This is a genomic window from Phyllobacterium sp., assembly GCF_037994405.1.
GTDB lineage: Bacteria > Pseudomonadota > Alphaproteobacteria > Rhizobiales > Rhizobiaceae > Phyllobacterium.
In genome coordinates, this window is record NZ_JBBNAN010000200.1 from 1 (window position 1) to 11,873 (window position 11,873).

At 55.8% G+C, this 11,873-nt stretch carries 12 protein-coding genes and 1 tRNA gene; 6 read left to right on the forward strand and 7 right to left on the reverse strand.

Annotation, left to right across the window (positions count from 1 at the left end):
• Nucleotides 1–278, reverse strand: a 278-nt coding sequence (locus AAAC48_RS11260; RefSeq protein WP_340654258.1) for an SDR family NAD(P)-dependent oxidoreductase, incomplete at its 3' end; no start/stop codon positions are given.
• Between the two features lie 366 nt (nt 279–644).
• Here AAAC48_RS11260 and AAAC48_RS11265 point away from each other — a divergent pair.
• Together AAAC48_RS11265 and AAAC48_RS11270 are read left to right on the forward strand one after the other, a co-directional pair.
• Nucleotides 645–1,226: a TRAP transporter small permease subunit gene (locus AAAC48_RS11265; RefSeq protein WP_340654259.1), complete on the forward strand. Its 582-nt coding sequence runs from the start codon at nt 645–647 to the stop codon at nt 1,224–1,226.
• Nucleotides 1,219–2,988, forward strand: coding sequence for a TRAP transporter large permease subunit (locus AAAC48_RS11270; RefSeq protein WP_340654260.1), 1,770 nt, complete (start codon nt 1,219–1,221; stop codon nt 2,986–2,988). The genes AAAC48_RS11265 and AAAC48_RS11270 overlap by 8 nt, the downstream gene beginning before the upstream one ends.
• 69 nt (nt 2,989–3,057) lie before the next feature.
• On the opposite strand, the gene AAAC48_RS11275 is transcribed toward AAAC48_RS11270, so the two are convergent.
• Nucleotides 3,058–4,164 (reverse strand): TRAP transporter substrate-binding protein, encoded by a 1,107-nt coding sequence (locus AAAC48_RS11275; RefSeq protein ID WP_340654261.1) that lies wholly within the window; start codon nt 4,162–4,164, stop codon nt 3,058–3,060.
• 277 nt (nt 4,165–4,441) lie between these two features.
• Here AAAC48_RS11275 and AAAC48_RS11280 point away from each other — a divergent pair, with 277 nt between their 5' ends.
• The gene (locus tag AAAC48_RS11280; RefSeq protein WP_340654262.1) at nt 4,442–5,212 is read left to right on the forward strand and encodes a gamma-glutamyl-gamma-aminobutyrate hydrolase family protein; all 771 of its coding nucleotides are present in this window, start codon (nt 4,442–4,444) and stop codon (nt 5,210–5,212) included.
• Here the strand turns inward: AAAC48_RS11280 and AAAC48_RS11285 are convergent, their stop codons facing one another.
• The 4 genes from AAAC48_RS11285 to AAAC48_RS11300 form a co-directional block, all read right to left on the reverse strand.
• Nucleotides 5,213–5,665 (reverse strand): hypothetical protein, encoded by a 453-nt coding sequence (locus tag AAAC48_RS11285; RefSeq protein WP_340654263.1) that lies wholly within the window; start codon nt 5,663–5,665, stop codon nt 5,213–5,215. It lies immediately after the preceding gene.
• A gap of 98 nt (nt 5,666–5,763) precedes the next feature.
• Nucleotides 5,764–6,783, reverse strand: a complete 1,020-nt coding sequence (locus AAAC48_RS11290) for a LacI family DNA-binding transcriptional regulator (RefSeq protein ID WP_340654264.1) — start codon at nt 6,781–6,783, stop codon at nt 5,764–5,766.
• A 148-nt stretch (nt 6,784–6,931) separates the two neighbouring features.
• Complete coding sequence (locus AAAC48_RS11295; protein ID WP_340654265.1) at nt 6,932–7,786, reverse strand: DMT family transporter; 855 nt, start codon at nt 7,784–7,786, stop codon at nt 6,932–6,934.
• Nucleotides 7,787–7,918: 132 nt separating this feature from the next.
• Entirely contained in the window at nt 7,919–8,410 is a 492-nt protein-coding gene (locus tag AAAC48_RS11300) for a MarR family transcriptional regulator (RefSeq protein WP_340654266.1), read from the reverse strand.
• Between the two features lie 333 nt (nt 8,411–8,743).
• Between AAAC48_RS11300 and AAAC48_RS11305 the strand changes: the two genes are divergently transcribed.
• The 3 genes from AAAC48_RS11305 (at nt 8,744) to AAAC48_RS11315 (ending at nt 11,682) form a co-directional block, all read left to right on the forward strand.
• On the forward strand, nt 8,744–9,496 hold the full coding sequence (locus AAAC48_RS11305) for a creatininase family protein (RefSeq protein ID WP_340654267.1): 753 nt from the start codon (nt 8,744–8,746) through the stop codon (nt 9,494–9,496).
• A gap of 108 nt (nt 9,497–9,604) precedes the next feature.
• A complete protein-coding gene (locus AAAC48_RS11310; RefSeq protein ID WP_340654268.1) occupies nt 9,605–10,708 on the forward strand; it encodes a GTP-binding protein in 1,104 nt (367 codons plus the stop codon).
• The gene (locus AAAC48_RS11315; RefSeq protein WP_340654269.1) at nt 10,708–11,682 is read left to right on the forward strand and encodes a WD40 repeat domain-containing protein; all 975 of its coding nucleotides are present in this window, start codon (nt 10,708–10,710) and stop codon (nt 11,680–11,682) included. The genes AAAC48_RS11310 and AAAC48_RS11315 overlap by 1 nt, the downstream gene beginning before the upstream one ends.
• 97 nt (nt 11,683–11,779) lie before the next feature.
• On the opposite strand, the gene AAAC48_RS11320 is transcribed toward AAAC48_RS11315, so the two are convergent.
• Nucleotides 11,780–11,856, reverse strand: a tRNA-Met gene (locus AAAC48_RS11320).
• Between the last annotated feature and the right edge of the window lie 17 nt (nt 11,857–11,873).

Genomic DNA, 11,873 nt, shown 5'->3' on the forward strand with positions numbered 1-11,873 from the left:
GTCGCCACGCCGGCATTGTTGAATACCACCGTTACCGTTCCAAGACGGCGCTCGGCCTCATCGAAAGCCCGTTCGATATCGGCCGGCACTGTAACGTCGGCAATGATATTCATGATGTTTGATTGACCCTCGTTTTCGGATGCAGCTGTCAGGGAGATCGAGACGACATTGGCGCCGTTTGCCGCAAGGACCTGGACCATTCGCAGGCCCAGCCCGGATGAACCACCGGTTACCGCGATGGTTTTCCCTGTAACGGAAAGAGAAGAGTCACCTGTCATTGAATCGAATACCGACCAGTATCATGCCTGATTGTTTCGTCACTGTTAGACTGCTCACGCAGCCGTGACAACCACCCATGCTCTGTTGCGGGGCTAGGGTCTGGACCTATTGATATGATCGAAATGGCGCCAGAAGCGGCAAGAAGATGCAGCGCATGTTCCGATCCGGCGTTTCGCCGGATCGACTCGGCACAAGCGGTGAATGGGCAATTATGCAGGGTATCAATCCTGTTGATGGTTTGCGACAGGGCTGGTACCTGTGCAGGAACATGTTCTTATGAGGCAAGGCTGAAGAGGCTGACGCCGCGGGGTCAAAAGCGGGAGCCCACAACACTCAGGCTGTCAGAACCTATGGGGAGGTATTTAATGTCGGCTCTGCTTGCTCTGTCGAGAACGATCGATCGTATCAACGAATTCATCGGCCGTTATGTCGCCTGGTTGATCTTCCTGGCGGTTGTCGTCAGCGCCGGAAACGCGATCATCCGCAAGGCCTTCAATATGTCGTCGAACTCCTGGCTGGAGCTGCAATGGTATCTTTTCGGCGGGGCTTTCATGCTCGCTGCCGCCTATACCTTGCAGCAGAACGAACACATTCGCATCGACATCGTCTACGGGGCATTCTCCCGCCGCGTGCAACATTGGATTGATCTCTTGGGGCACATTTTCTTTCTGATGCCCTTCGTCATTCTGATGATCTTCTATTTCATTCCCTATGTCAGGCTTTCCTACAACAGTGGCGAAGTATCCTCGAGCGCCGGCGGTCTCATCCTGTGGCCCGCCAAGCTCATTCTGCTCATCGGCTTTCTCCTTCTCGGCATTCAGGGCGTTTCCGAGATCATCAAGAAGATCGCGGTGATACGCGGGGATATGCCCGATCCCAATCCACCCATGTCGCTCGAAGAACTCGCGGATCAGGAAGTAGCCATGGCGGAGGCGCGCAATGATTGAGTTCATCGCGCAGAATATGGCGCCTATCATGTTCGCTTCGCTGATCATTTTCATGTTGATCGGCTATCCGGTGGCTTTTGCACTGGCAGCCAATGGCCTGCTGTTCTTTTTTGTCGGCGTTGAATTGGCCCCCTATTCCAATGGTAGCATCACCCTGTCCTGGCCGCTGCTCTACGCCCTCCCGGAACGTTTCTGGGGCCAAATGGCCAATGAAACATTGCTTGCCATTCCCTTCTTCACTTTTATGGGCATCATCCTTGAGCGATCGGGTATGGCCGAAGACCTGCTTGATACGATCGGCCAGCTATTCGGGCCCATCCGGGGTGGTCTGGCCTATGCCGTCATTTTCGTTGGCGCGCTGCTTGCGGCAACAACCGGCGTGGTCGCTGCATCGGTTATCGCCATGGGGTTGATTTCACTGCCGATTATGATGCGCTACGGCTATGACCGGCGGGTCGCTTCAGGCGTTATTGCTGCTTCCGGAACCCTGGCGCAGATTATTCCTCCTTCATTGGTGTTGATCGTTCTCGCCGATCAGCTGGGCCGTTCTGTGGGCGATATGTATCACGGAGCAATCATTCCTGGGCTCGTGCTCACCGGGCTCTACATGGTCTACATTTTGATCATGACGTTTTGGAAACGGGACTCGATGCCTGCACTTCCGGTTGAGGCCCGTACTCTGGGGTCAGGCGTTACCTCGTTGATCGTCGCGTTGTTGATCTGCGGCGCGATCGCTTATGGCGCTCATCTGCTACTCGCCGAATCGGCCGGTCCAGACGCGGATATCTGGGGCGCAACCATCGGTATCATCGTCATCTACGCGTTTGCTATTGCCGACCGGTCTTTGGGCCTGAAGTTGATGTCTCGTCTCGCCCAACAGGTGATCATCGTTCTCATACCGCCCCTTGCCCTGATCTTCCTCGTCCTCGGCACTATCTTCCTCGGCATCGCAACGCCGACCGAAGGTGGCGCCATGGGCGCGGTTGGGGCATTGATCATGGCCGCATCAAAAGGGCGTCTCAGTTTCGGTGTCATCAGTCAGGCCCTGGCATCCACGACGCGCCTATCATCCTTTGTAATGTTCATCCTGCTGGGCGCCCGCGTCTTCTCACTGACGTTTTACGGCGTAAACGGCCACGTCTGGGTTGAACATCTCCTCGTATCACTTCCGGGTGGTGAAGTCGGATTCCTGATCGTCGTTAACCTTCTGGTGTTCTTCCTCGCGTTCTTCCTCGACTTCTTCGAACTAGCGTTCATCATCGTGCCGCTGCTCGCCCCGGCTGCAGACAAGCTTGGAATCGATCTGATCTGGTTCGGCGTCCTTCTTGGCATCAACATGCAGACGAGCTTCATGCATCCGCCATTCGGATTCGCATTGTTCTATCTGCGTTCCGTTGCGGCCAAGGTGCCTTATTTCGACAAGATATCCGGCAAGAAGATCCAGCCTATAACAACGGGCCAGATCTATTGGGGCGCCGTGCCATTCGTCGGCATCCAGATACTCATGGTGGCATTGACGATCGCATTCCCGCAGATGGTCATGCACTACAAGGGCAGTGGCCCGGCCGTGGATCCCGCAACCATGAAGATCGAAATTCCCGGCTTTGGTCAGGACAACGGTCTCGGCGGTGGATTGGGCGGAGGCCTTGGTGGACCAAGCAACGATTTGAGCGCGCCGCCATCAATGGGCGGGCAGCAGCCCAATCCGCCTGCTCCGGCACAACCGCCGGCGCCCGACTTGAGCCAGCCGCCGAAAATGTAAGTCGAAGCGGCAACATAAAACCCCGGCCCTTGCGGAACCGGGGTTTTTTTGTGCCCTGCGGCGAAGACCCTACAGTTTTCCGTTCCGCTGCTGGATCATCATGAAAGTGTCGAACGAGTATTCGGCAACCTGTGCATAGAGGAAATGCTCGTTGCGGAACGCCTTGATTGATTCCCAGATCTTCTTGAATGCCGGGTTGTTGGCTTCCATTTCCGCATAGACGCCATTTGCAGCTTCGAAGCAGGCATTCATGATTTCAGGGCTGAACGGCCGCAGTTGAGCACCGCCCGCAACCAGGCGCTTGATCGCCGCCGGATTCAAGGAATCATATTTCTGCAACATATCCGCGTCGGTTGCCTGTGCAGCGGTACGGAACAACGACTGATACGCCGGCGGCAGCGAGTCCCACTTCTCCTTGTTGACCATGAAGCTGACCGTCGGACCACCTTCCCACCAGCCCGGATAGTAGTAGAACGGCGCAACCTTCTGGAAGCCGAGTTTCTCGTCGTCATAAGGTCCGACCCACTCCGCCGCGTCGATCGTGCCCTTTTCGAGCGACGGATAGATGTCACCGCCAGCGATCTGCTGGGGGACGACGCCAAGCTTCTCCAGAACCTTGCCGGCAAACCCTCCGACACGCATCTTCACGCCCTTGAGGTCCTCGACGGTCTTGATTTCCTTGCGGAACCAGCCACCCATCTGCACGCCGGTATTGCCGCCAGGAAAGGACTGCAAACCCTGCTTGTTGAAGAATTCGTTGAGGAGATCGATACCGCCCTTATGGTACTGCCAGGCGTTCATGCCGCGCGCATTCAACGCGAAGGGAACGGCAGCGCCCAAAGCCCACGTGGGGTCCTTGCCCCAGTAATAATATGTGACGGTATGGCAGAGTTCGACCGTACCAGCCGCCGTCGCATCCGCGGCCTGGAGACCAGGAACGATTTCGCCTGCCGCAAATGGCTGAATGGTGAAATTGCCGTCCGTCGCTTCCTTCAGGTGTTTCGATAGAACTTCGGCGCCGCCATAAATCGTATCGAGCGACTTCGGAAATGACGATGCGCAACGCCATGTGATCTTCGGCATTGTTTGCGCGATGGCTGGCGCTGCCAAAGTGGTTGCTGCAGCAGCCCCCACACCGGCAAATCCTGCCTTCGTGATGAACGAACGACGATCCATAAACTCTCCTCCAAAAACATTGAACCCAAACGCCTCGGCCTAGATCACCAGACAATACTGTCCTGCTCTCCCGATCTCGGCGATCACCATACACACTCATCTATTCAAGTCCAGCGCATGGAACGGCAAATAAGGCAGGACAACAGTCGTTTAAAATTGCTTGGAATTCATCGATCCGACGGGCAATCCCATCCAATATCACGGCACTCGAACCGCCATTGGAAACGCCGGCGAGATGCACTACATTTAGGGAAGAATCCCAGTCTGGAGTAACGCAATGCGGCAACCCCTCGTCGCCATAACATCTGACGTACGCACATTCGAAAACTACACATGGCACGCCGCGCCCGACCAGTATCTGATGGCCGCTTACGACGCTGCCGGCGTTATCCCCTTGATCGTTCCATCATTTGGCGATGGACTGGATATCGACGCCATTCTCGACGGTGTCGATGGCGTTTTGATCACCGGCTCCAAGTCCAATGTGCATCCCTCGTTCTATGGCGTTGCGCCGAGCGAAGCGCACGAGCCCTTCGATCCAGCACGGGATGCGACGTCGCTGCCGCTCATCCGTCGCGCCATTGAGCGCGGCGTGCCGCTGCTGGCGATCTGCCGCGGCATCCAGGAGCTGAACGTTGCACTGGGCGGGACACTGGCGACGGAGATTCAGGAACTCGATGGACGCATGGACCATCGCGCTCCTCAGTCGGACCAGCAGGCCGAACGGTTTGCTCTCCGACATCCTGTCAAGATCAAGCCAGGCTCCTGCCTTGCCCAGGTCATGCAAAGCGATTCCATTCAGGTCAATTCCGTTCACCGGCAAGCGATCGATATGCCAGCCCCGCTGCTGGAAATCGAAGCCGTGGCGGAGGACGGCACGATCGAAGCAGTTTCGGTGAAGAACGCCCGCAGTTTTGCCGTTGGCGTCCAATGGCATCCGGAATACTGGGTGAAGAATGACAGTCCGTCGCGCAAGATCTTTGCCGCATTCGGCGACGCCGCGCGTGCTCACAAGGCGAGCCGCGAGCGGTTGCAGGCGGCGGAATAACTAGAACGCGCTGACGCCTTCCGTGGACATCGAGAGAATCACCGAACGCGGCTCGACGCTGATATAGGCAAGCCCGTCACCGGGACTGAATTCCACGATCGTGCGGCCTGAATTATCGGCAAGATCGATGGTTCCATCCTCGTTGTTGTGCCACGTCTTGGCGTTTGCCAATGGGGGATAGAGGCCTGCACAGTCGCTCTCGACCGTGAGTGCGTCATGCCCCGGCATGCCGCTTTCGGCAGGGAACGCGCGGCACTTTGCTGAACCACCCGGGCCGCTGATGACAAAGGTGGGCACGTCGAGACTATCGTCTTTGGTCGAAATCGAGGCAGTCGTCCCGGCATCGATGTCGGCAACCTCCTCACTCGACGTGAAAGTTGCAAAGTCCAGAAACATGGCAACAATTGCAGCTGCACTCACGAGGCCAAACCAGGCCGTGTTAGCCGATTTCATGATGCACTCCACGCGATTTACATCCACAGAGCGTATTGGCGCAGCGTTAATGAAGGATGAAACACGCGGCCTCAATCACGAATGAGCGTCCTGGACACTCAGCGCTCCTTAGGTTTTGAGGTCGATTGGCGAATTCGCAATTCCGGCTTGATTAGTTCTTGTCGAGCATGGGTATCGGCACCGTTCAACTGATCGAGTAGAGCCCGTGCGGCGCGCTGGCCGACTTCCCGCTGGCCATTCCACACGGTTGTCAGAGCGGGGGTCGCAATCGCTGCCTCTTCGAGGTCATCATAACCGGTAACGGAAATATCGACGCCGGCAACCAAACCGGCGCGTGCAATACCATTCATCATCCCTATTGCCGCAAGGTCATTCCAGCAGACCGCAGCGGTGGGATGGTCCTTCAAGGCGAGAAACTGTGGTGCGGCGTCAAATCCGGCCTGCTTGGTTCGGGGACCGGGAATGCGCCACTCCGGCTTCACTTCAAGACCCGCCTTCTGCATCGCCTGAAGGTAGCCCTCGTAACGGTCGCGACCGGTGGAGGTTTGATCCGTACCACCTACCATGGCAATGCGGGTATGGCCCAACGAGATCAGATGATTGGTGGCAAGGCCGATACCATAGGCGTCGTCTCCCCGGAAAACCGGCACATTTGCATCCTTGACGCTGCGAGCAATGAGGACGACCGGCAAACCATTGTCTTCGGCCATGCGGATGTCTTCGGCGGGCGTGCCGATGGCCGGCGACATAATCACACCATCGCCACCCAGCTGCAGCACGGTGTCGATGAATGTCCGCTGTTTGTCCAGTTGATCATAATGGTTGGAAAGGATAAATGTCTGGCCAGAACGATCAAGCTCACCCTCGATTGCACGCAAAATCTCGGCAAAGAACGGGTTCATAATGTCGTGGACGACGACACCGACAATGCCCGATCGCGAGGTGCGCAGGCTCGCGGCACGCCGGTTATAGATATAACCGATGGCCCGGGCATGCTCCTTGATCTTCTCACGCGTCTGGTCTGCCACCAGAGGACTGTCACGCAGTGCCAGGGACACCGTTGCTGTGGACACTTTCAGCGCGTCGGCAATTGTCGATAGTTTGATCTTTTGCGCCAAAAACCGCCTCCCGCAATATCGTTCAACAAACTACGTAATCTTTACCCGGCGTTATGCCACTGCCGCCGAATAAATCAAAGTTCTTTCGTTGCAAGCTTCTGTCAAACGTCATGAGCTGGAGCATCGTGCCAATGACGCGCTTGAAATCTCAGCGCCTCGCTCGCAGCTGGCGTTCTCGATGCACGACGTAAAGCCCGCTGCCAATAACGATGGCCGCACCGCAAAGCGTGTATACATCAGGGAACTGGTGAAAGATGAAGTACCCGAAGGCAAGCATCCAGATTATCTGCAGGAACGGATATGGCGCCAGTGCCGCAGTTGTCGCCCTTCGGTATGCGAGAATGATCAGATAATGACCAAGACCGCCAAAAAATCCCAGCACGAGCAATAGCGATATTTGAAGCGGCGTTTCCGGAATGACCGCCTGCATCATGGCTGGCGACATCAGGATGGCTGGAGCCAGCGCCGAATAAAAGATCAGGCTCTCAGGTGATTCGGTAGCCGCCATCCGGCGCGTCAGAAGCACGTAGAACGAGTAACTGAGCATGGCGGTGATCGAATAGGGTAAGCCCGGATTGAGCGTACCAAATCCGGGACGGGCGATAATCAGTACTCCTATAAATGCGACGACAATGGCGGCCCAGCGTCGCCATCCGGCCCACTCACCAAGGAGAGGACCTGCGAGTGCTGCGATCACCATGGGCGCGGCGAAAGTGATCGTGATCGTCTCGGCCAGTTGCATCGTCTGCAATGCGTAGAAATTGAAAAAAGTCGAACCAAACAGGCAAAGTCCGCGAATGAATTGCAGGGGGATACTGCGGACTTTGAAGATGCTGGGATTAGACCATGGCCGGAAGAAAATCAGCACCAGGAGCGTATGTTCGACGAACCGCATCCAGGAAATAAAGGCGGTCGGAATCCCTGACAGGACGAGATATTTCGCACTGGAGTCGAGACAGGAAAACAGAAATCCGCTCGCGAACAGATAGAGGATCGCCGGCAAGGGCGCAGCTTCCTGGGAGGGAGAGGGATTCGAAGACAAAAAGATAACCAATCAGGCAGACGGGATTCGTCCGCATGATATCAAGCGCAGATGTTTTGTAACCGCAAATTGCATAAATCTTTTTACGTGTGATTACTCGTCATCACCGTCGTCGTCATCGTGGTCTTCTTCCGGACTCGTCTGGCGCAATTGCTCCGCAGCGGAAAGATTGATCTCGAGGCGTGACAGCATCTTTACAAATGCCTTGCGCTCCTTCTTGTCGAAGCCCTTCATCGCATCCTTTTCGGTTTTCCGAATGGATTTTTCGATGGCCTTGATGGCTTCGTTGCCCGTATCGGTCAAGAATATATGTGCCTGGCGCTGGTCGGTTACCGACCCTTCCTTTTTGACGAACCCCTGTGTTTGCAAACGCGAGATGGTCTTCGTAATCGTCGGAGGACGAACACCAAGACGTTTGGCAAGAATGCTCGGGGAAAGACCGTCCTCATGCGCCAATTGCAGCATCACGGCGTCCTGCCCTGCATAGAAGCCATGGCCCAGCAATCGCATCGCCAGCGCAGTTCTCGTGAGACGCGCGGTTGACTGTAGACGATGAAGAATTAGGGGCTTACGATCCTTGACCATTCAAACTCCTGCTCGCTTTGAAGCGTTGTCCGGGTGATGATAAGACGGCTAGCTCTGTTTGGTGGATAGAAATTAACAGACAAACGTTATGTACGCAGAATCGTTTTCATGGCGCTCACAGACTGCTCGGCCAAAGGCTTGACTGGTGCCTGACCGCACGCCCTTTCTGCCCGATAAATCCGCGTTACAATGCTTATATGACATTCTGATGAAATTTGCCGACGAATTGCTGCCGAAGCAGGAATATGCCTCTAAAAAGTAACTTGATGCACGTATCGCCGCTGCACCCGCGCAGCTATTATAGCGCAATTGACCAAGACAGATGAGCCGTCCATGCCAAAAGCATCAACCAGAACGATTGCCCTTCTGCCGCTTGGAGCGCATGAGCAGCACGGGCCGCATCTACCCTTCGAGACCGATACACTGATTGTTGCAGGACTGGTCGAACGGCTCAAGGTAGCGGCAGCACTTCCAGACGGCCTTTCCATAGAATTCTTGCCCGTTGAGCCTGTTGGTTACTCTGTTGAGCACATGGATGTTGCGGGCACAAAAACACTTGCCTTCGATGAGGCAGTTCAGCGCTGGATCGGCATTGGCGAAGGTCTGGCACAGCGCGGATTGGCGAAACTTGTTATCCTGAATGCCCATGGCGGTAATGCGCCTTTGATGACAATCGTTGCAACTGAATTGCGCGTTCGTTTCAATATGCTTGCCGTGACTACAAGCTGGACGCGATTTGGTTTGCCGGATGGTTTGATTTCACCGGAAGAGAAGGCTTTGGATATTCATGGTGGGTTTATCGAAACATCCGTTATGCTGGCACTGCATCCCGAACTCGTCGATATGGGCAAAGCCGGAAACTTCAATTCCAATCAGCGTCACTACGCAGAAGCCTATAAGCACCTGCGCGCCTATGGCCCGCATGCCTTCGGCTGGAAAATGACCGACCTCAATGAAGAGGGTGTCGCCGGCAACGCATCTCGCGCCACCGCAAAGGCCGGTGAAAAGATCATTGCACACAGTTTGACGGGCATTATCGAACTTCTTGAGGATGTCGACGGGTTCGATAGCTCCGTCTTCAAGTAAATCCTCAATCAGATTGAAGCAGCCGTTCACGCATTTGAACACCAAAGGTGTGGCAATACGTAATCTTATCACCTATATCGTGGGTCAATCCATTCCAAGAGGCGCACGATGAGTGAAGCTCCGACGACTTCTCCTGCCGCGGCAGAGACTGCACGAACACCCCAGATCCCTGTGACGGTGTTAACTGGCTATCTCGGTTCCGGAAAAACCACCCTGCTGAACCGTATCCTCAGCGAGGATCATGGCAAGCGCTATGCCGTCATTGTCAATGAGTTCGGCGAAATCGGCATCGACAACGACCTGATCGTCGAGTCCGATGAAGAAATCTATGAGATGAACAATGGCTGCATTTGCTGCACCGTGCGCGGCGATTTGATCCGCGTTGTGGAAGGCCTGATGCGCCGCCCCGGCCGTTTCGATGCCATCATCGTCGAGACCACCGGTCTTGCCGATCCCGTTCCGGTAGCACAGACCTTCTTCATGGATGATGACGTCCGTAACAAGACGGCATTGGACGCCGTCGTTGCGCTGGTTGATGCCAAGCATTTGCCGCTGCGCCTTAAGGATAGCCGCGAAGCCGAGGACCAGATCGCGTTTGCCGATGTTGTTCTGTTGAACAAGACCGACCTCGTCTCGCCTGAGGAATTGGCGGCCGTCGAAGCGACCGTGCGCGCCATCAATCCGCACGCCGTCATTCACCGCACCGAGCGCGCCGGCATCGACCTGTCGCGCGTTCTCGATCGCGGCGCCTTCGACCTCAAGCGTGCGCTGGAAAGCGATCCGCATTTCCTTGATCACGATGATCCGGATCATTCCTGCGGCCCGGATTGCGATCACGACCACGATCATGGCCATCATGGTCACCACCACCATGGGCATGAACACCATCATCATGATCACGCCTCGCCAATCCATGACGTAACGGTACAGTCTGTTTCGCTGCGGACAGGTGAGCTCAACCCGGACAAGTTCTTTCCCTGGATCCAGAAGATCACGCAGGAACAGGGCCCGAATATCCTGCGCCTGAAAGGCATTCTTGCTTTCAAGAACGACCACGAGCGCTATGTTATCCAAGGCGTTCATATGATCATCGAGGGTGACCATCAACGCGCCTGGAAAGACGGTGAAAAGCACGAGAGCCGACTTGTGTTCATTGGCCGTGAACTGGATCACGCTGCACTGAAATCTGATCTCGAAAGCTGCCTTGCCTGATGCCCACGATTGCCCCGCTTGATCTTGCCGGCCATTGCATTGATGCGCGCTTTATCCGGGATATTCCTTTCTTCGCATTGGCGGATGGCACCATTCATCGCCTCGATAACGGCCACAAGACAACGCCGGCCCATGATGGCCTGCTTTGTGCTGTTCCGTCCTTCGATGGTAAATCTCTCCTTACAGGCGGAGAAGATGGCCGAATTTGTGCGACCGGATTGAATGGAGAAGCGCAGGAGCTCAACATCCTGCCGCGCAAATGGATGACTGCCCTGGCTGCTGCCCCCAATGGCGCGATTGCCTTTGCGTCCGGGCGGTCCGCCTGGGTGCGTTCGCCTGATGGATCACTGCGAGAGTTTCCGCATGAGCGCAGCGTCGAGGGTATCGCCTTTGCACCCAAAGGATTGCGGCTTGCAGTTGCCCGATACAATGGCGTGACCCTGCACTGGCCGGCGACCAACAGCGCGCCGACGGAACTCGAGTGGAAAGGCGCGCACGTCTCGGTGGTATTTTCACCGGATAATCGCTTCCTCGTCACTTCCATGCAGGAAAACGCATTGCATGGCTGGCGACTTGAGGACAATCGCCACATGCGCATGACCGGCTATCCGAACAAGGTGAAGAGCTGGTCCTGGAGCGGAAAGAGCAAGTGGCTCGCGACGTCCGGCGCACCGGCCGCGATTATCTGGCCATTTTCCGGAAAAGACGGACCGATGGGCAAGGCTCCGCTGGAACTCGGCACACGCGGCGATAGCTTGGTGACATCCGTCGCTTGCCATCCGGTCGAAGAGATCGTGGCCATTGGTTATTCAGATGGCATGATCCTTGTCGGCCGTTTCGGTGATCAGAAGGAAGTGCTGCTCCGTCGTCCCGGCAAAGGCGCCATTTCGTCGATGAATTGGGATACGACAGGCCATCGTCTGGTTTTTGGAACAGAACCAGGGGACTGCGGTGTGGTTGATATCACCGCGTGATACGGCCCTCGCAATAGTCTCAAACAACCCCGCTTATGGCGGGGTTTTTGTTGTGTGGATTGGTGAATGAGAGGCTGGTTTTGGAAAGGGGGAAGTTTGGTTGCGGGGACAGGATTTGAACCTGTGACCTTCAGGTTATGAGCCTGACGAGCTACCGGGCTGCTCCACCCCGCGCCACCAAGTTGGCCATG

What these genes read in the sequence shown, in the direction of transcription:
- AAAC48_RS11265 (WP_340654259.1), top strand. Translation starts at nt 645, where the DNA reads ATGTCGGCTCTGCTTGCTCTGTCGAGAACGATCGATCGTATCAACGAA.
- AAAC48_RS11270 (WP_340654260.1), top strand. Translation starts at nt 1,219, where the DNA reads ATGATTGAGTTCATCGCGCAGAATATGGCGCCTATCATGTTCGCTTCG.
- AAAC48_RS11275 (WP_340654261.1), bottom strand. Translation starts at nt 4,164, where the DNA reads ATGGATCGTCGTTCGTTCATCACGAAGGCAGGATTTGCCGGTGTGGGG.
- AAAC48_RS11280 (WP_340654262.1), top strand. Translation starts at nt 4,442, where the DNA reads ATGCGGCAACCCCTCGTCGCCATAACATCTGACGTACGCACATTCGAA.
- AAAC48_RS11285 (WP_340654263.1), bottom strand. Translation starts at nt 5,665, where the DNA reads ATGAAATCGGCTAACACGGCCTGGTTTGGCCTCGTGAGTGCAGCTGCA.
- AAAC48_RS11300 (WP_340654266.1), bottom strand. Translation starts at nt 8,410, where the DNA reads ATGGTCAAGGATCGTAAGCCCCTAATTCTTCATCGTCTACAGTCAACC.
- AAAC48_RS11305 (WP_340654267.1), top strand. Translation starts at nt 8,744, where the DNA reads ATGCCAAAAGCATCAACCAGAACGATTGCCCTTCTGCCGCTTGGAGCG.
- AAAC48_RS11310 (WP_340654268.1), top strand. Translation starts at nt 9,605, where the DNA reads ATGAGTGAAGCTCCGACGACTTCTCCTGCCGCGGCAGAGACTGCACGA.
- AAAC48_RS11315 (WP_340654269.1), top strand. Translation starts at nt 10,708, where the DNA reads ATGCCCACGATTGCCCCGCTTGATCTTGCCGGCCATTGCATTGATGCG.